The organism is Lachnospira eligens, assembly GCF_009680455.1.
GTDB lineage: Bacteria > Bacillota > Clostridia > Lachnospirales > Lachnospiraceae > Lachnospira > Lachnospira eligens_A.
The window spans coordinates 14354-34172 of the sequence record NZ_WKRD01000005.1; the positions used below are offsets into that span (position 1 = coordinate 14354).

Genomic DNA, 19819 nt, shown 5'->3' on the forward strand with positions numbered 1-19819 from the left:
TATGTGGAATGAATTGAGAAGAAGATATGTTAATACAGAAATGCTGTTCTGGCTTGCAGGAGCAGTTATTTCCCAGGAAGTTCTGCTTACAATTTTCTTAAGGTCTTTACAAAGAAATGCGTCGGGAACACCGTGTGTATTAGATGTATTGACCTGTATGTCACAGAATTATGTGTTTCCACTGATGATGATTATAGCAGCTGTCTGCAATCAGAGAATGATGAAATGCGACAGAGATCCAATGATAATTCTGAAATACAGTTCGAGGGCAGGAATATATCTGTGGCAGAGTATCTGTACGATAGTGTATTCGGCAGTGCTGTCGTTAATATATGAACTGGCTGCAATTGCATATGCAGCAACTAAGTTTGATGTGTTTTTTAACTGGAACAGTTATTCAAGTTATAAATTAATGAATATGGATGTATTGCCGGCAGGTCAGGTGACAAGCATACAGGTAATGTTTGCTTACTGGATATTAATGGCTTTGATGATTGCGATAACATGTTTTATAGGAATTATATTTGAAATAATATTTTCGTCAGATGTTATATCAGGTGTGGCTGTTATTATATTTGCAGGAGTAGATATATTTATACCGCTTACCTATCATAAAATGATTATATTCGGGGCTGCATGGTATAGTTACGGAGAGTGCGCCAGAAAGCTTGGCATAGCTGCTTTAATTATGGCTGTTCTGATTATTGCAGGTCTTATTCTTCAAAGAAAGCGTGAGTATTATGAATATAAAAAAGAAGATGAGTAACAAAAGTATAAGAGGCGTTATATGGCATGATATTGCAAGAGGGTTCTATGCTGACAGATTCAGATATTTAATTGTTGTTCTTATGCTTGCCGGAGTGCTGATAATATTAGGAAATCATGAATTCGGAATGATGGATACGATATTCTTTATTCAGGGCGGTTATGATCCTGTTCTTATTATTAAGGAGGGAAAGATTGTATTTCCTTTTGTGTGGATGCTGATTCAGTTTCTTGTGCCATTCATGATATACAGTTATTGCAATGATGATTGTGAAGGCGTAGGGATTGATTTTCTTATGAAATGCAGAAGCAGAAGATTGTGGTGGAACAGTAAATGTCTGTGGAACTGCCTGACTGTACTTTCTGTATATGCAATTCAGTATGCAACAGCATTTGTATATGGATTATGCAATGGAAACCTGAGTATGAAGATTAATTATGAGCTTTTTGAAAAGATTAGTAATAAATCTGTTCCGGATAATGCGGCAAACGTGTGGATTATAGTGTATATGCTTGTAATGCCGGTTGTTGTTTCTTTGGTAACAGCACTGGTTCAGATGACAATCTCCATGTTTACGAATCCGATGATTGGCATGCTCGCAGTTATGGCATGGAATGTTATGTCAGTATTTATAAACAATCCGCTGATGATAGGAAATAATTCTATGGTGGTAAGAAGCAGTGTGTATAATGCACAGAGAATACAGGTATGGCAGTCGGTCGCAGTATGCCTTGTCGTGTATATTGTTGTGTATGTGGCCGGAATGATTGGATTTAATAAAAAAGATATTCTTGTGAGGGAGGATTAAAAAATGTATATTAAAATAACAGATGTTAATAAGACAATAAAGAAAGCACCAATATTAAGGGATATCAATCTGGAATTCACAGGTGGAAAGGTATATGGATTAAGAGGAAAGAATGGTTCGGGAAAGACTATGCTTATGCGTGCAATATGCGGGCTTATTACTCCGGATTCAGGAATAATTGATATTGATGGAAAGATACTTGGAAAAGATATATCTTTTCCGGAAAGTATAGGCGTGTTAATTGAGAATCCTTCATTTATAGGTAATTATACAGGGTTTAAGAATCTTAAGGTGCTGGCATCTATTCAGAACAGAATTGGTGATGAACAGATAAGAAAGGCACTTGAAGATATCGGACTTGACCCTGATGATAAGAGAACTTACAGAAAGTATTCTCTGGGAATGAAGCAGAAGTTAGGAATTGCGGCAGCAGTTATGGAAAATCCTGATATTATTATTCTTGACGAGCCGATTAATGCACTTGATGATGTCAGTGTTGAGAAGGTTCATGATATATTAGAAGAACAGAAGAAAAGAGGAGCGGTAATAATTATTGCATGCCATGATAAAGAAGAACTTGACCAGTTATCTGATGAGATTATAGAGATATCAGATGGCAGAATTATCAATAAAACCTGTTAGTAGTATCATTACATAGTACCGGAGTAATGTTACAAAAATGTAATGTTCCGTAATATTGAACAAACGACACCGGATTAGTTAAGTGGTAAAACATAATTAATCTATATGAAAGGAATTAATTATTATGGAAACAATACTTAAGATTGATAACATTGAAAAGTATTATGGAAACAAATCAAGTCTTACCAAAGCGATTGACAATATTTCGTTTGAGGTTGGAAAGGGAGAATTCGTTTCTATAATGGGAGCGAGTGGTTCAGGAAAGACGACTCTTCTTAACTGTATATCAACACTTGATAAGGTGACTACAGGTAAGATATATGTCGGAGACAATGAAATTACCCAGTTAAAGGGTAATAAGCTTAACAAGTTCAGAAGAGAGGAGTTAGGCTTTATCTTTCAGGACTTTAATCTTCTTGATACTTTAACAGCATTTGAAAATATTGCACTGGCACTTTCTATACAGAATGTTCCGGCAAGGGAGATTGAATTAAGAGTAAGACAGACTGCAAGAGAGCTTGGTATTGAAGATGTATTAAACAAATATCCTTATCAGATGTCAGGCGGACAGAAGCAGAGGGTAGCAAGTGCAAGAGCCATTATTACGAACCCAAAGCTTATTCTTGCTGATGAGCCCACAGGAGCACTTGATTCAAGGTCATCAAGGATGTTGCTTGAGAGCTTTAATTTTCTTAATACTGAGCTTTTGGCAACTATTCTTATGGTAACACATGATGCATTTACAGCAAGCTACGCAGGCAGAGTGATATTTATCAAGGACGGTAAAATCTTCAATGAGATACGCAGAGGCGAATCTACAAGAAAAGAATTTTTTGATAAAATCATTGATGTTGTGACATTGTTAGGAGGCGACCTTAATAATGCTCTTTAAGATATCTTTAAAGAACATCAGGAAGAGTTTAAAGGATTATACCGTCTATTTCTTCACTCTTATTCTTGGTGTCGCAATATTTTATGTGTTTAATGCAATTGACAGTCAGAGCGTTATGCTTGATGTAAGAGAAAATATGATGGATATTATAAAGCTGATGAATGACATGCTTTCAGGCGTGAGCGTATTCGTATCGTGCATACTTGGATTTCTGATTATATATGCAAGCCGTTTTCTTATTAAAAGACGTAATAAGGAGTTTGGCATATATCTTACACTTGGAATGAGCAAGAGAAAGATTTCAGCGATTCTTTTCTTTGAGACACTGCTTATCGGCATTGTTTCACTTGTGGCAGGGCTTGTTATTGGTACAATCCTTTCACAGTTTATGAGCGTGATTGTTGCTAATATGTTTGATGCTGATATGACTAAGTTTAAATTCATATTCTCAATGAAGGCATGCGTCAAGACTTTAATATATTTTGCAATTATGTATGTGTTAGTTATGATATTTAACACATTCAGTATCAGCAGATGTAAGCTTATTGATCTTCTCAATGCAGGTAAGAAAACTGAGAAGGTTACCATGAAGAACCCGGTTGTCTGCACAATAGTATTCGTCATAGGTGTTGGTATTCTTTCTTATGCATACTGGATGGTTACAAGGGGTGTTAGAACTTTAAATACTTTTGATAAAATAGGTATTCCTATTGCACTTGGCTGTGTTGCCACATTTTTAATATTCTGGTCAGTCTCAGGTTTTATGATAAGAATATTCACAAGTATTAAGAGTGTGTATTATAAAGGTGTGAACAGCTTTGTGTTAAGGCAGTTCTGCAGCAAGATTAACACTACTGTATTCTCGACAACTGTTATATGTATCATGCTTTTTATTACAATAAGCGTGCTTTCTGCAGCACTTTCAATGAAGGATTCGCTTTCAAAGGATCTGGACAGTATGTGTCCTGTTGATGTACAGCTTGCAAAATATTCATATGATGCGATGAGCGAGGCATATGCCACATCACAGGATATGAATGAAAAAGACAGGGAAATGCTGGAAGATTCCAAATTAAGTATAATAGAAACACTAAATAACAGTGGATTTGATGCGCAGAAGTATTTTAAGGATGTTGCAGAATATAATGTATACAACACCGGATTGACAGTTAAAGATACACTAGGGGATATTAATACAGATGATTATCAGTTTATTGCAGATACTATTATGCCGGTAATGACTATTGGCGATTATAATTCTGTTGCAAGACTGTACGGTAATAGTACGTATGAACTTAATGACGATGAATATATTATAGTGGCAGATTATAAGAACATGGTTATGATTAGAAATCAGGCATTAAAGAAAGGAATTACATTATCTGTCAATGGAAAAGAGTATAAACCAAGATATAATGAATGCAAGGATGGTTTTGTACATATTGGTGTTCAGAATATGAATGACGGGATTCTTGTTGTGCCTGATAACGCGGTAAAACCACAGCAGGTACGCAATATGGGGCTTAGTGCTGACTATAGGGCAGATACTAAGGAAGAAAGATATTTTATTGAAACACAGTTAGACAATTTAATGAAAAATATATCATTTAAGAAGAGCTTCATTAGCTGGAATTCCAGAATTGACCTGGCTGAAAGCAGTGTCGGGCTTGGAGCGTTAGTTACATTTATTGCCTTATATTTAGGAATTATATTCCTTATAAGCAGTGCGGCAATTCTTGCTTTGAGAGAATTGTCAGACAGTGCAGACAATAAGGAACGATATGGAATGTTAAGGAAGCTTGGAGTAGATGAGAGAATGATTGATATGGCGCTTTTTAAGCAGATTGGAATATTTTTTGCGTTTCCGCTGATTCTCGCACTTATTCATTCTGTGTTTGGAATTAAGTTTATTAACATAATTCTTGCAACTATGGGAATGAGTTCAATGGCAGCGTCTATAGGGCTTACGCTCGCATTCGTTGCTGTTATTTATGGAGGATATTTCCTTATAACTTATCTGTGCAGCAGAAGCATTATAAGACCTGTAAGATAAGTTTTTCATTATTTCATTGTTTTTTTAATATGTTTCTGTTATAATGTTCACATAGAAGTTGTTCGTGAACAACATGGAGGAATTTAATATGGAAACTAATATTTTGATAGAGAGTGGAACTAATGAGTTAGAGGTTCTTGAATTCACAATAGGGAATAATCATTATGGTATTAATGTTGCCAAGATTAAAGAGATTGTGCCATATAGTCCGGTTACACCGGTTCCGAATGCACATCCTAGTGTAGAAGGAATATTCATGCCAAGAGATTTAATGATAACAGTTGTAGACCTTGCTAAGGTTATTAAAAGTGCTCCTTCAGGAGATATTTCGAAGGATATGTTTATTATAACTAATTTCAACAAATTGAATGTCGCTTTTCATGTACATACAGTTGTTGGAATCCACAGAGTATCATGGGCTGATATTATTACTCCAGATACAACAATAAGTACTGCTGACAACGGAATTGCCACAGGAATTGTTAAGATTAACGGTCAGCTTATTATTATTCTTGACTTTGAGCGTATTGTATCAGATATAAGTCCGGAGACAGGTCTTAAGACTTCTGATATTCTCAAGCTTGAAGGCAGACCAAGAAGTGAAGCACATATTGTCATAGCAGAGGATTCACCTCTTCTTATTAAGCTGATATCTGATTCACTTGTTAAATCAGGTTATGATAATCTTACATTATGTCATAATGGTCAGGAAGCATGGGATTTTATATCAGATGCCAAGGCAGGAAAAGTACCGCTTGATATAGACTGTGTTATCACTGATCTGGAGATGCCGCTTATGGATGGCCACAGACTTACAAAGCTTATTAAGTCTGATGACAAGTTAAAGAATATTCCGGTTGTTATATTCTCATCACTTATTAATGAACAGATGAGAGCAAAGGGAGAATCACTTGGTGCAGATGTTCAGTTGTCAAAGCCAGAAATTGGACTGCTTGTATCAGAAATCGATAAATTACTCAGATAATTTTCTTCATTTTACACTTCCTCTTATGGGACGCCGCCTGACATGGGCGGTGTCCTTTTTTGCGCGAGCAGCGATGAGAGAAGATATGGAAAGTTCACAGTTGTGCTTGCACAAACTGTGAACTTTATATAGATTTTCGAGGAGCGCCGCGACAATGCCAGAACATAGTTCTGGCATATCGCTGCTCGCGCAAAAAGGATTGTCGCGGAGCGCCACCCGTGCAAAATACTGAAGCGATGACAACCATCAAAAAAGATGTTATAATTACATGGTTATGAAATGGAGGTACTTATGATTTATAATGATTTAATTGATGATATAAAGAGTGCTGATTATGTACTTTTTGGCTTGGGGAAAGAAATATATTCTTCTGATGATACAGAAATATATGACAATCTGAAAAAGCTGTTTGCATCTATGGAACATGTGAATTACTTTATTGTATCTACTGATAAAGCTGGTACAATCAGGAATTGTGGACTTAATGAAAGAAGAATTGTCTGTCCGGTCAATGAAAATAATGCTGAAGAAGAGGAGAAACAGTGGGATTTCTACAATAAATGGCTGTCATCCTCACTTGCAAAGAAGCTGGTTATTGTGGAACTGGGGGAAGATTTTTCTAACCCTAATGTTATAAGATGGCCATTTGAAAGAATTGTGATGATTAATCAGAAGGCTAAGATGTATCGTGTTCACAGTACATTTTACCAGATTCCTAAGGAAATCGGGGACAGGGCATGTGCTTTTGAGATGAATGGAGCACAGTTTATAAAAGAACTTGTAAAATGTTGTTAATAATCAATATTTATGATAATATTTTAGTATATTTTGATTGGATGGGAGGTAAGAATTTTGGCTGATAATGAACAGCAGGATGATTATCTTAGTAATATGCTTAATGCGCTGAATGAAAAGGAACAGGAGAGCCAGTCTTATAATGATCCAGAGACAATTGCAAGGCAGGCTAAAGAGAAGCTTGATGCTGAGAATGCTGTTAAAGAGGCTAATGAGCCGGAGCGTGAAGCTGATGCAGACGCTAAGTTAGAGGCGCTTCTTGATAATACTCCGCTAGAAGAGGCAGCGGAGGCAAAGTTGACATCAGATGATAATTCAGAACTTTCAGATGACGATATGAAAAGACTTATGAATATGAATCTTGATGATATTATTGATGATGTTAAGTCAGACAGTGCGTCTATAGATGATCTGTTTGGAAGTTCTCCTGATAAAGAAACAGAACATAATGAAAAAAGTGCTGATACTCAGGCACAGACGATTAGTGCAGATGATAAGAAAAAGTTAAAACCACAGAAAGAAGGCTTTTTCAAGAAGATTAAGAAAGTGTTCTTTGACAGTCTTGAGGATGATACAGAAACTGCAGAGAGTGCATCAGAAGCTGCAGAGAGTACATCAGAAGCTGTGGGAGAGAAAGAACGTATAGAAGAGAATGTAGTAAAAGATTCGTCTGATAAAGGAAAAACTTCATCTGGAAATGAACCTAAAGATGAGAATGAGCAGATTATAGAAGATGTGTTCGGAAACAAGAGTACGCTTGATGAGTCACAGGTTCCTAAGAAAGGCTTTTTTGCAAGACTTAAGTACAGGCTTGAACAGATGAAAGCAAAGCACATTGAAGAGGATAAGGCTGAGGAAGAAGCCGAAAGACTTGAAGAAGAAGAAAAGCAGAAGAATAAGGAATTAAAGAAAGCTGCGGCAGCAGAGAAGAAAGAGCAAAAGAAGCAGGCAGGAGAGGCTAAGAAAGCACAGAAGGCTAATAAACCTAAGAAGGTAAAGCCTAAGAAGGTAAAGAAACCGAAAGAACCACCTAAACCGCAGGATATTCTTAAGATAAAGCCTGTTTCAATTGTTATGCTTGTATTATTTGTAGCAGGTGTTTCGGTACTTATAAGTGTTTTAAGTTCAGGCTTTTATTATAACAACAGTGTTTCTCTGGCTAAAGATTATTACAGCAATGAGCAGTATGAGAAGGCTTATGATAAGTTAAGCGGAATAAAGCTTAATGGCAGTGATAAGACTCTTTATGAGCAGGCTTCAACAATTATGTATGTTCAGAAACAATATGATTCATATGAGAATTATATGAAACTTAACATGAAGACAGAAGCACTTGACAGCCTTATTAAGGGAGTGAACAGATATAATAGTCTTCGTCCGCAGGCACAGGAGTTAGGCATTGATAATAAGTTTACTGCTGTATATAAGCAGATAGTATTGGCTTTACAGGATACATTTAAGATATCTGAAACAGAAGCAATAGGATTATCATCAATGTCAGATACAGATTTTACTAATTATTATTACAGAATAGAAGAATACGGAAAGGCAGTACAATGATAGCAATTATCGATTATGACGCAGGTAACTTAAAGAGTGTTGAAAAGGCTCTGGTATCATTAGGAGAGGAGGTTTTAGTCTCAAGAGATTCAAGTGAAATCTTACAGGCTGATAAGGTTATTCTTCCGGGAGTTGGTTCATTTGGTGATGCAATGAACAATCTTGATAAGTTCGGACTAGTTGATACTATTAAGAAGGTGACAGGTAATGGAACCCCATTCCTTGGAATATGTTTGGGATTACAGCTTTTATTTAAGGAAAGTGATGAGACTCCGGGGGCGGAGGGACTTGATATTCTTCCGGGAAAGATATTAAAGATTCCTGCTAAGGATGGTTTCAAGATTCCGCATATGGGATGGAATTCTCTTGATATTAAGCCTGAAGCGAGACTTTTTAAGGGACTTGAAGGTAATCCGTATGTGTATTTTGTACATTCTTATTATCTTAAGGCAGCAGATGAGGGGATTGTGGCAGCAACTACGGAGTATACTACACATATTCATGCTTCGGTTGAAAGCGGCAATGTGTTTGCATGCCAGTTCCATCCTGAAAAGAGCAGTGATGTCGGACTTAAGATATTAAAGAATTTTGCGTCATTATAATTGCTAAAAGGAGTTGCTGATGTTTACTAAAAGAATTATACCATGCCTTGACTGCAAGGATGGAAGAGTTGTCAAAGGAACTAATTTTGTTGATTTAAGAGATGCAGGGGATCCTGTAGAGGTTGCGTCAATGTACGATAAATCAGGTGCAGACGAACTTGTATTTCTTGATATTACAGCTTCAAGTGATGGAAGAAACACAACTGTTGATCTTGTAAGAAGAGTGGCAGAAAGAGTGTTTATTCCGTTTACTGTAGGCGGTGGAATACGAAGCACAGATGATTTTAAGGTACTTTTAAGAGAAGGGGCTGATAAGATATCAATTAATTCGGCAGCTATTATGAATCCGCAGCTTATATCTGATGCGGCTGATAAGTTTGGAAGCCAGTGTGTTGTAGTTGCAATTGATGCAAAGAGGAATAGTGATGGTCATTGGAGCATATATAAGAATGGCGGAAGAGTTGATATGCATATGGATGCTGTAGAATGGGCTATGAAGGCAGAAAAGCTCGGTGCAGGAGAGATTCTTCTTACAAGTATGGACTGTGACGGAACGAAAGCCGGATATGATATTGAGCTTACTAATACAATTGCGTCAAATGTATCAATACCTGTAATTGCTTCAGGTGGTGCAGGCAGTAAAGAACATTTTCTTGATGCATTTACTAAGGGAAAAGCAGATGCAGCACTTGCTGCTTCTTTATTCCATTATAAGGAACTTGATATTATGGAACTTAAGAAATACCTTGCAGATAATGGTATTCCTATGCGTATGTAGGAGGATATGGATATGTCAATGATAGATAATGACTGGCTTCCTGCTATTAAGGAGGAATATTCCAAGCCATATTACAAGGAATTATTTACATTTGTTAAGGATGAATACAGCAAATGTGTTGTATATCCTCCGGCAGATGATATATTTAATGCGTTTCATTTTACACCGCTTAGTAAGGTTAAGGTACTGATACTTGGTCAGGATCCTTATCATAATGTACATCAGGCACATGGACTTTCTTTTTCAGTACTTCCGGGAGAGGAAGCACCGCCTTCACTTAAGAATATATATAAAGAACTGCATGATGACTGTGGATGTTATATTCCTAATAACGGATATCTTAAGAAATGGGCCGACCAGGGAGTGCTTCTGCTTAACACAGTACTCACTGTAAGAGCACATCAGGCTAATTCACATCAGGGACACGGCTGGGAGCAGTTTACGGATGCAGTTATTAATGCTGTCAATATGCAGGACAGACCTATTGTGTATATGCTGTGGGGTTCGCCTGCACAGAGAAAGGCATCAATGCTTAATAATCCGAAACATCTTATTCTTAAAGCACCACATCCGAGTCCGTTATCTGCGTACAGAGGCTTTTTTGGCTGCAGACATTTCAGCCAGTGCAATGAATTTTTAAAGGCTAATGGGGTAGAACCGATTGACTGGCAGATTGAGAATATATAATACACTTGATTTTTTAACAAATATTATGTATTATCAATTCTGTTTATTATTAAATTAAATAGGAGATAGTATGTTAAAAAAGTATTTGTATATTTTTCTTATTTCTATGGTTCCACTTATTGAGCTTAGAGGTGCAATTCCTGTATCACAGGGATTCCAGTTACCATTGTTACAGTCATATATTGTGTGCGTAATAGGTAATATGCTTCCTGTACCGGTTATTTACCTTTTTGCAAGAAAGGTTCTTGAGTGGGGAAAGGATAAGAAATATATTGGAAAGTTCTTTACTTTCTGTATTGAAAAAGGACACAAGGGTGGAGAGAAGCTTAAGGAGAAGGCTGGAAGAGGTCTTTTTGTAGCATTATTACTTTTTGTTGGAATTCCGCTTCCGGGAACAGGTGCATGGACGGGAACACTTGCAGCAAGTTTTCTTGATATGGGATTTAAGAAGAGTGTAATAGCAGTTTTGTTAGGAGTTTTACTTGCAGGAGTGATTATGGGAATCGCAAGTGCGGGAGTATTTACAGCAATTTTTAGTTTTGCATAAGATTATTAATTAGCTTGAAATCCAGTATTTAAGCGCTTTTTTGAAGATTTTGAATGATTATTGTAAAAAATATTAAAAAAATTCAAAAAAGTGCTTGACGGATTACGATAATTGAGTTAAGATATCATTGTTGCTGCGGTACACAACTGCAAGACAACGAAAGCTATGGCTTGTTGGTCAAGAGGCTAAGACGCCGCCCTCTCACGGCGGAATCAGGGGTTCGATTCCCCTACAAGCTACTATATGTGATACGGAAAGAGTGGGCAGAGATGTCCACTCTTTCGTTCATGTATAAGAAAACTGAATACTTTTAGAAAGGGTGAGTACTGCATGGGAAAAAGAGAAAGCTATGAAGCTAAGACAACAGAACTTATACAGCCGGTTGTTGAAGCTAACGGCGTGGAACTTTTTGATGTTGACTACGTGAAAGAAGGCAGCGACTGGTATCTGCGTGTCTACATTGACAAAGAAGGCGGAGTTACTATTGATGACTGCCAGAATGTGAGCAGAGCTTTCAATGAGATACTGGACAGGGAGAATTACATTGATGACCAGTATATATTTGAGGTAAGTTCTCCGGGTCTTACAAGACCTCTTAAGAAAGAGAAGGATTATGAAAAGAGTATTGGCAGAATGATTGAGATTAAATTATTCAGTCCTGTTGATAAATCTAAGGAATATTCCGGGGTTCTTAAGGAATATGATAAAGATACGGTAACAATCAGTATTGATGATGTAACTAAAACATTTGACAGAAGTAATCTGGCTATGATCAGATGGGCATTTGTAGATGAAGTATAATATATTTTTGGAGGAAATTAAAAGCAATGAATAAGGAATTAATTATGGCACTTGATGCTCTTGAGAAGGAGAATGGAATCGATAAAGAGATTATGTTTGCAGCTATCGAGAAATCTCTTATGGATGAGTACAAGGCTGAGTTTGATAAGGCTGATAACGGTCGTGTTGAGTTAGACAGAAGAACAGGTGATTTCCACATTTATTCTGACAGAACTGTTGTTGAGGAAGTTATTGTTCCAGAGAACAGAGAGAATAAGAAAGAAAAATATGTATCAGGTACTGATATTGCATTAGAAGATGCCAGAAAGATTAAGCCTGACTGCCAGCTTGGAGATGTTATTACTGTTGAAGTAAAGTCTGAGGAGTTCTCAAGAAAGGCTGCTAAGAATGCTAAGAATACTATTGTGCAGACTATCAGAGAGCAGGAAAAGAATGCTCTTTATAATGAGTATCATTCTAAGGAGAAGGAACTTATTACAGGTATTGTGCAGAGAGTTGCTGACAATGGTGATCTTACAATTGATCTTGGAAGACTCCAGACAGTTCTTAAGGCTGATGACAAGTTCAAGGATAAGAAGTTTGTGCCAGGCGATAGAATTAAGTTATATGTTGTTGATGTAATTAACAGAGAAAAGGGTGGTCCTGTTGTAAGAGTTTCAAGAAAGTCACAGGAGCTTGTTAAGAAACTTTTTGAAGAAGAAGTTACAGAGATTAAAGATGGCGTTGTTGAAATCATGGGTATTGCAAGAGAAGCCGGCTCAAGAACTAAGATGGCAGTAAGAGCTAATGTTGCAAATGTAGATCCTGTAGGTGCATGTGTCGGTATTAACGGTGCAAGAGTTAAAGCTATTGTTAATGAACTTGGCAATGAGCAGATAGATATCATTGAGTGGGACAGCAATTCAGCACAGCTTATCGTTAACGCATTAAGCCCTGCAAAGGTTGTTTCAGCAGTAGCTGATGATGAAGAGAAGAAGGCTAAGATTGTTGTTTCTGAGCAGCAGCTTTCTTTAGCAATTGGTAAGCAGGGACAGAATGTAAGACTTGCTGCAAAGCTTACAGGATATGGAATTGATATTAAGAGCGAGGCTGAACCTGAAGAACATACAGAAGAAGAGAACTTAGAAGAAGAGTATGTTGAACCATCTGAATTAAGCCTTGATGAAGAATAATTATTAGGAGTGATGCATAGTGGCTACAGTAAAGAAGATTCCACAAAGACAGTGTATTGGCTGCGGTCAGATGAAGGATAAGAAGGACTTAATCCGTATTCTGAAGACACAGGATGAATCAATTGTTATAGATGCTACAGGCAGGAAGAATGGCAGAGGGGCTTATATATGTGCGAATGAAGACTGCCTGTCTAAAGCATTTAAGAATAAGGGACTTGAAAGGTCATTTAAGATGGCAGTAGATTCTGCTGTCTATGATGAGTTAGCAAAGGAGCTGAATAATATTGGAAAATAAACAGAAAATCCTTAATATGATTGGACTTGCGCAGAAAGCCGGAAAGGTTGCAAGCGGAGAGTTTTCAACAGAGAAGGCTGTTAAAACCGGAAAGGCATACACAGTTATTGTTGCAGATGATTCTTCAGATAATACTAAGAAAATGTTTACAAATATGTGTACTTATTACAAGGTTCCGATACATTTTTTTAGTGACAAGGTGAGTGTTGGCCACGCGATAGGAAAGGAATTCCGCGCATCACTGGCAGTCCTTGATGAAGGATTTGCAAAGACCATAGAAAAATATTTTGAACAGGGTTTAGAATAACAGCAGTGCTGTTATTTGGAAAAGAGGTTAAATGGCAAATATGAGAGTACATGAATTGGCAAAAGAATTAAATATAACATCTAAGGATATTACTGATATGCTTAGCAACAGCGAGAAGACTTATAAGCCTGTAAGCGGACTTACAGATGCAGAAATTTCAAGTGTGAGAAAGAAGTTTGCTCCTGCACCTAAGGTTGAGAATAAGCCGGCAGCACAGCCAGCAAAGCAGTCACAGCCTGTAAAGAATGATAACAGGGATAACAGACAGCAGAATCAGGCTCCAAAGCAGCCACAGCAGGGAACACAGAATAAGTCTGGCAATGCTGATGATAAGAAGCATATCTCACAGGTATATTTCCCACAGAACAGTTCAAGGGATAAGAATTCCAGAAGAGATAATAATAACAGAGACGGACAGCGCGATAACAACGGCGGCTACAGAAATAATGACCGTAATAATGGCGGTTATAGAAATAATGACCGTGATAATAACGGCGGTTATAGAAACAACGACCGAGGCAATAACGGTTACAGAAATAATGACCGTAATAATAACGGTGGTTATGGTAACCGTGATAACAACGGTGGCTACAGGAATAACGACCGTAATAACAATGGCGGCTACGGTAACCGTGATAATAATGGTTACAGAAATAATGACCGTAACAATGGCGGCTATAGAAACAATGACCGCAACAACAATGGCGGTTATGGCAACCGTGATAATAATGGCGGTTACAGAAATAATGACCGTAACAACAATGGTGGTTATGGTAATCGTGATAATAATGGCGGTTATAGAAACAATGACCGCAACAATAACGGCGGTTTCAGAAATGACAGAAACGGACAGTCTGGAAATGGCGGCTTCAGAAAGGATAATGACCAGAACCGTGGAGGATTTAACGGAGGTCAGAGAAGAAATAATGACAGAAGAGATTCTGCACCTAAGGAAGAGTTTGATTTTTCAGCTAAGCCAGATTCAAGAAGACATGATTCAAGAATAGACAGCAAGAAGAATGACAGAAAGAGAGATAATGAGGCTAAGGAAAATCTTAAGTTCGCTAACAGCAGATTTGATAAGAAGCCTATGACAAAGCCTGAGAAGAAGGAAAAGGAAGAAGAGACAATCAAGCAGCTTGTTCTTCCAGATACTCTTACTATCAAGGAACTTGCAGATAAGATGAAGGTAGCTCCTGCAGCACTTGTTAAGAAGCTGTTCTTACAGGGTAAGGTTGTTACTATTAACGAAGAGATAGATTACGATGCAGCAGAAGAGATTGCTCTTGAGTTCAACTGCATATGTGAGCATGAAGAGAAGGTTGATGTTATTGCAGAACTTCTTAAGGAAGATGAAGAACCAGAGGATAAGCTTGTTCCAAGACCACCAGTTGTCTGCGTTATGGGACACGTTGATCACGGTAAGACTTCATTACTTGATGCAATCAGAGAAACTCATGTGACAGCTAAGGAGTCAGGCGGAATCACACAGAAGATAGGTGCTTACCAGGTAAATGTAAATGGTAATCTTATTACATTCCTTGATACTCCGGGTCATGAAGCATTTACAGCTATGAGAATGCGTGGTGCTCAGGCTACAGATATTGCTATTCTTGTTGTAGCTGCAGATGATGGTGTAATGCCACAGACAATTGAGGCTATTAACCATGCAAAGGCAGCAGGTGTTGAGATTATTGTTGCTGTCAATAAGATTGATAAGCCTAATGCTAATATCGAGAAGGTTAAGCAGGAGCTTACTGAGTATGGACTTATTGCAGAAGACTGGGGCGGTTCTACTACATTTGTTCCAGTATCAGCACATACTAAGCAGGGTATTGATGAGCTTCTTGATATGATTCTTCTTACAGCAGAGGTTAATGAGCTTAAGGCTAACCCTGACAGAAAGGCAAGAGGTATTGTTATTGAGGCTGAGCTTGATAAGGGACGTGGTCCTGTAGCATCTATCCTTGTACAGAAGGGAACTCTTCATGTGGGAGATGCTGTATCAGCAGGTTCTTGCTATGGTAAGATAAGAGCCATGATTGATGATAAGGGTAACAGAGTAAAGGTTGCCGGACCATCTACTCCGGTTGAGATTCTTGGTCTTAATGATGTTCCTAATGCAGGTGAAATCATTATGGCTGCAGATTCTGAGAAGGAAGCAAGAAGTATAGCAGAGACATTTATCAGCGAGGGAAGAAAGAAGCTTCTTGATGATACTAAGCATAAGGTATCTCTTGATGCACTCTTTGAGCAGATTCAGGCTGGTAATATGAAGGAACTTAATATTATCATCAAAGCTGATGTACAGGGTTCTGTTGAGGCTGTTAAGTCAAGTCTTGTAAGACTTTCTAATGAAGAGGTTGTTGTTAAGGTAATTCATGGTGGTGTTGGTAATGTTAATGAATCCGATGTAGTACTTGCATCTGCTTCTAATGCTATCATCATTGCATTTAACGTTAAGCCTGATAATCAGGCAAGAATTGTTGCAGAGAGAGAAAAGGTAGATTTAAGACTTTACAGCGTTATCTACAATGCTATTGAAGATGTTGAGGCAGCCCTTAAGGGTATGCTTGAGCCTATCTATGAAGAAAAGATTATCGGTCATGCAAGAATCATGCAGATATTCAAGGCTTCAGGAGTTGGTAATATTGCCGGCTGTATCGTTGAAGAGGGAAGAATTACAAGAGATTCTGTTGTCCGTATAACAAGAGGAAGTGAGAAGGTTTATGAAGGACCTATCGCATCTCTTAAACACTTCAAGGATGAGGTTAAGGAAATCAAGGCAGGTACTGAGTGTGGTATGGTATTTGAAAAGTTCAATGATATCCAGCCAGAGGATATGATTGAAGCACATATCATGGTTGAAGTGCCAAGATAGGATTTAGTTTTTATTTGGAGAATATATGCGTAAAAATAGTGTAAAGAATACCCGTATTAACGGCGAGGTATTGAAAGAATTAAGTAATATAATCAGAAGTGAGATTAAAGACCCTAGAATCAACCCTATGACTTCGGTTGTAGCGGTTGAGGTCGCTCCTGACCTTAAGACATGTAAGGCATATATAAGTGTTCTTGGTGATGAAAAGTCACAGAAGGATACGATTACAGGTCTTAAGAGTGCAGAAGGATATATAAGAAGACAGCTTGCAAGAACTGTCAATTTAAGAAATACTCCTGAAATAAGATTCATTCTTGATCAGTCAATTGAGTATGGTATTAATATGTCTAAGCTTATTGATGAAGTTACAGAACATGATAATAAGATGCACGTTGAGGTTGAAGACGAGACAGAATAAAGAGGTTAGTCATGAATATTATTGAAGAAATCGGACATGCAAAGGTTATAGGTATCACAGGACATATCCGTCCTGATGGTGACTGTGTTGGTTCAACATTAGGTTTATATAATTATATCAGGAAGAATCTTCCTGAGTGCGAGGTTACTGTTTATCTTGAAAAGCCGTCAGATGAATTTAATTATCTATCTGGTATTAATGATATTAAGCATGAGGCCGAGGATAAGCATTTTGATTTATTCGTAGTACTTGACTGCAGTTCAATGGATAGAATTGAACCATTTATGAACTGCTTTGAAAATGCTGATAAGACTATCTGCATAGATCATCATATAAGCAATAATTCATTTGCTGATGTTAATTATGTAGAGCCACAGTCAAGTTCGGCATGTGAAGTTCTCTATACAACATTTGACGAGGATAAGGTCGATAAAAATGTTGCAGAGTGCATATATACAGGAATAATCCATGATACAGGTGTGTTTAAGTACAGCTGTACATCAAGAAGGACAATGGATATAGCTGGAAAGATGATGGAGATGGGAATTGATTATTCTGACATTATCGATAACAGCTTTTATAAGAAGAGTTATATCCAGAACCAGATTCTTGGAAGAGCTTTGCTTGAAAGTGTGTTGTTTTATGATGGCAGATGTATATTTTCAAGTGTATCTATTGAAGAAATGAATTTCTATGGTGTCACTGGCAAAGAACTTGGTGGAATTATTGAGCAGTTACGCTTAACAGACGGAGTTGAAGTGGCTATATTCCTTTATGAAACAGATAAGGACGAATACAAAGTAAGTCTTCGTTCAAAGAAAATGATTGATGTTGCAAGAATCGCCACAGCATTTGGCGGTGGAGGACATGTGAGGGCAGCAGGATTCTCTGCTAAGGGCAATGTCCACAGTATCGTTAATAAGATTGGCGAAATGATTGAGCAGCAGTATAATGAGGATAATGCATGAATGGTGTTTTAAATGTATATAAGGAGCAGGGATTTACATCTCATGATGTAGTTGCAAAGCTTCGGGGAATACTTAAAACTAAAAAAATTGGTCACACAGGCACACTTGACCCGGATGCGGTCGGGGTGCTTCCTGTGTGCATCGGTAAGGCTACAAAGCTGTGTGACCTTATAACTGATTGGGGAAAGACTTATGAGGCTGTAATGCTTCTTGGCACAACGACAGATACTCTTGATATATCAGGGAAAATTGTTGCCCAGTCAGAGGTTAATGTGAGTGAAGTGGATGTCCTTAAAGTATGTAATGAATTCATAGGTGAGTATGAGCAGATACCGCCTATGTATTCAGCTTTAAAGTATAATGGACAGAAGCTTTATGAGCTTGCAAGAAAAGGTATTGAGATTGAAAGAAAACCAAGAACTGTCCATATTAATACATTAAGGGTGAATGATATCAATCTTTCGGATAAACAGAAAACAGTTACTATTACTGTTGACTGCTCAAAGGGAACTTATATCAGGTCATTATGTGATGATATAGGTAAGAAGCTTGGGTGTGGCGCATGTATGATGAAGCTTACAAGAACGCGGGTAGGTGAATTCATGCTTGATGATACACTTACACTTAACCAGATATCGGCTCTTGTGTTAAAGGGTGAAATAGAAGACAGGATAACTGGCATAGATAAGATATTCAGTGATTATCAGGAGATAACATTTGCAGAAGAATACAGCCGGTATCTTCACAATGGCAATAAGTTGTCAAGAGAACAGATACCAGCAGATGCTGCAATCAGTGATAATGAGAAATACAGAGTGTACGATTCTGATAAATGCTTTATCGGTGTATATGAATTTCGAGATGAAGTGCTTTATCCGGTTAAGATATTTTACGAAGACAACAAGTAAAGGGGCGTGATCATCTTTGGAATATATTCATGGAACAGATGATTTTCAATTAAATAAGGAAAGTGCAGTTACATTAGGAAAATTCGATGGAATTCATACAGGACATCAGAAGCTCATTGAGATTGTAAGGCAGAAAGCAGATGAGGAGAATCTGCTTGCGGTTTTGTTTACATTTGACAGCCTGCCACTTTCGATATGTCCACAGAAGTATCAGCATTTTATATCTACAAGCAGTGAAAGACGCAGACTGTGTGAGAATTTTGGCATAGATGTTGAGATTGAATATCCGTTTACAGATGAATTCATGCATATGGAACCTGAAGATTTTATATGCAGGATTCTTATTGATAAGCTGCATGCAAAGTATGTTGTTGTAGGTACTGATTACCGTTTTGGAAAAGACAGGGCAGGTGATGCAGCAATGCTTGTGGAAGCAGGAGAAGAACTTGGATTTACAACTATTATTGTTGAAAAGGAAAAATATCAGGATAAGGAAATCAGCAGTACATATATAAGAGAAGAATTAAAGGTTGGACATATGGAAACGGTAAATGTTCTTCTTAACAGACCGTTTAATGTTACAGGTGTGGTTTCGATAGGAAACCAGCTTGGACGGAAGCTTGATTTCCCTACTATTAACATATATCCGACGGAGTATAAGCTCCTGCCACCTAATGGAGTATATGCTACCCAGACGACTATTGATGGTGAAAAATTCTACGGGGTTACTAACTTAGGAACTAAGCCTACAGTAAGTGATGCACCGGAGATAAGTGTTGAGACGTTTCTTTTTGATTTTGACAAGGATGTGTATGGCAAGAAGGTTGATGTTGAATTCATACATTTTATAAGACCAGAGATGAAGTTTGAAGATGTTGAGGGATTGAAGAGACAGATTGCGGCAGATTCGGATTTTGCAAGAAATATGTTTCTTATTGGATAATTAATACTTGC

21 protein-coding genes and 1 tRNA gene are annotated in these 19819 nt (G+C 37.6%); all 22 read left to right on the forward strand.

Translation table 11 applies throughout. From position 1 onward, the window contains the following. Position 1 precedes the first annotated feature (1 nt). The 22 genes from GKE48_RS07235 (at position 2) to GKE48_RS07340 (ending at position 19808) form a co-directional block, all read left to right on the forward strand. A complete protein-coding gene (locus GKE48_RS07235) occupies positions 2-766 on the forward strand; it encodes a hypothetical protein (RefSeq protein WP_154300770.1) in 765 nt (254 codons plus the stop codon). Beyond that, a complete protein-coding gene (locus tag GKE48_RS07240) occupies positions 759-1574 on the forward strand; it encodes a hypothetical protein (protein ID WP_173016905.1) in 816 nt (271 codons plus the stop codon). Before GKE48_RS07235 ends, GKE48_RS07240 begins: the two co-directional genes overlap by 8 nt. A 3-nt stretch (positions 1575-1577) precedes the next feature. Then, complete coding sequence (locus GKE48_RS07245) at positions 1578-2216, forward strand: ATP-binding cassette domain-containing protein (RefSeq protein ID WP_154300772.1); 639 nt, start codon at positions 1578-1580, stop codon at positions 2214-2216. A gap of 124 nt (positions 2217-2340) precedes the next feature. Continuing rightward, positions 2341-3108: an ABC transporter ATP-binding protein gene (locus GKE48_RS07250; protein ID WP_119212795.1), complete on the forward strand. Its 768-nt coding sequence runs from the start codon at positions 2341-2343 to the stop codon at positions 3106-3108. After that, positions 3098-5161, forward strand: coding sequence for an ABC transporter permease (locus tag GKE48_RS07255; protein ID WP_154300773.1), 2064 nt, complete (start codon positions 3098-3100; stop codon positions 5159-5161). Before GKE48_RS07250 ends, GKE48_RS07255 begins: the two co-directional genes overlap by 11 nt. Before the next feature lie 88 nt (positions 5162-5249). Then, positions 5250-6146, forward strand: coding sequence for a chemotaxis protein (locus tag GKE48_RS07260; RefSeq protein WP_041688060.1), 897 nt, complete (start codon positions 5250-5252; stop codon positions 6144-6146). Positions 6147-6437: 291 nt separating this feature from the next. Next, entirely contained in the window at positions 6438-6941 is a 504-nt protein-coding gene (locus GKE48_RS07265) for a hypothetical protein (RefSeq protein ID WP_049777885.1), read from the forward strand. 57 nt (positions 6942-6998) lie between these two features. Continuing rightward, the gene (locus GKE48_RS07270) at positions 6999-8501 is read left to right on the forward strand and encodes a hypothetical protein (protein WP_055285436.1); all 1503 of its coding nucleotides are present in this window, start codon (positions 6999-7001) and stop codon (positions 8499-8501) included. Beyond that, the gene (hisH, locus tag GKE48_RS07275; RefSeq protein ID WP_012739124.1) at positions 8498-9103 is read left to right on the forward strand and encodes an imidazole glycerol phosphate synthase subunit HisH; all 606 of its coding nucleotides are present in this window, start codon (positions 8498-8500) and stop codon (positions 9101-9103) included. The genes GKE48_RS07270 and hisH overlap by 4 nt, the downstream gene beginning before the upstream one ends. Positions 9104-9122: 19 nt before the next feature. Then, entirely contained in the window at positions 9123-9881 is a 759-nt protein-coding gene (gene hisF / locus GKE48_RS07280) for an imidazole glycerol phosphate synthase subunit HisF (RefSeq protein ID WP_012739125.1), read from the forward strand. Positions 9882-9893: 12 nt separating this feature from the next. Continuing rightward, positions 9894-10568, forward strand: a complete 675-nt coding sequence (locus GKE48_RS07285) for a uracil-DNA glycosylase (RefSeq protein WP_154300774.1) — start codon at positions 9894-9896, stop codon at positions 10566-10568. A gap of 70 nt (positions 10569-10638) precedes the next feature. Beyond that, positions 10639-11115: a COG2426 family protein gene (locus GKE48_RS07290; protein ID WP_012739127.1), complete on the forward strand. Its 477-nt coding sequence runs from the start codon at positions 10639-10641 to the stop codon at positions 11113-11115. A 167-nt stretch (positions 11116-11282) separates the two neighbouring features. Beyond that, a tRNA-Glu gene (locus tag GKE48_RS07295) sits at positions 11283-11354 on the forward strand. A 91-nt stretch (positions 11355-11445) separates the two neighbouring features. Continuing rightward, a complete protein-coding gene (gene rimP / locus GKE48_RS07300; protein WP_012739128.1) occupies positions 11446-11916 on the forward strand; it encodes a ribosome maturation factor RimP in 471 nt (156 codons plus the stop codon). A 26-nt stretch (positions 11917-11942) separates the two neighbouring features. Further along, on the forward strand, positions 11943-13088 hold the full coding sequence (nusA, locus tag GKE48_RS07305) for a transcription termination factor NusA (RefSeq protein ID WP_012739129.1): 1146 nt from the start codon (positions 11943-11945) through the stop codon (positions 13086-13088). Positions 13089-13107: 19 nt separating this feature from the next. Continuing rightward, complete coding sequence (gene rnpM / locus GKE48_RS07310; RefSeq protein ID WP_012739130.1) at positions 13108-13383, forward strand: RNase P modulator RnpM; 276 nt, start codon at positions 13108-13110, stop codon at positions 13381-13383. Beyond that, positions 13373-13690 (forward strand): L7Ae/L30e/S12e/Gadd45 family ribosomal protein, encoded by a 318-nt coding sequence (locus GKE48_RS07315; protein WP_012739131.1) that lies wholly within the window; start codon positions 13373-13375, stop codon positions 13688-13690. Before rnpM ends, GKE48_RS07315 begins: the two co-directional genes overlap by 11 nt. A 31-nt stretch (positions 13691-13721) precedes the next feature. Then, positions 13722-16571 (forward strand): translation initiation factor IF-2, encoded by a 2850-nt coding sequence (gene infB, locus GKE48_RS07320; RefSeq protein WP_154300775.1) that lies wholly within the window; start codon positions 13722-13724, stop codon positions 16569-16571. Between the two features lie 25 nt (positions 16572-16596). After that, on the forward strand, positions 16597-16989 hold the full coding sequence (gene rbfA, locus GKE48_RS07325) for a 30S ribosome-binding factor RbfA (protein WP_012739133.1): 393 nt from the start codon (positions 16597-16599) through the stop codon (positions 16987-16989). A gap of 11 nt (positions 16990-17000) precedes the next feature. Continuing rightward, positions 17001-17957 carry a DHH family phosphoesterase gene (locus GKE48_RS07330; protein WP_154300776.1) on the forward strand — a complete coding sequence of 319 codons (957 nt, stop codon included), beginning with the start codon at positions 17001-17003 and terminating at the stop codon, positions 17955-17957. Then, positions 17954-18865, forward strand: coding sequence for a tRNA pseudouridine(55) synthase TruB (gene truB / locus GKE48_RS07335; protein ID WP_154300777.1), 912 nt, complete (start codon positions 17954-17956; stop codon positions 18863-18865). Before GKE48_RS07330 ends, truB begins: the two co-directional genes overlap by 4 nt. Before the next feature lie 16 nt (positions 18866-18881). Continuing rightward, positions 18882-19808 (forward strand): bifunctional riboflavin kinase/FAD synthetase, encoded by a 927-nt coding sequence (locus GKE48_RS07340; protein WP_154300778.1) that lies wholly within the window; start codon positions 18882-18884, stop codon positions 19806-19808. Positions 19809-19819: the final 11 nt, after the last annotated feature.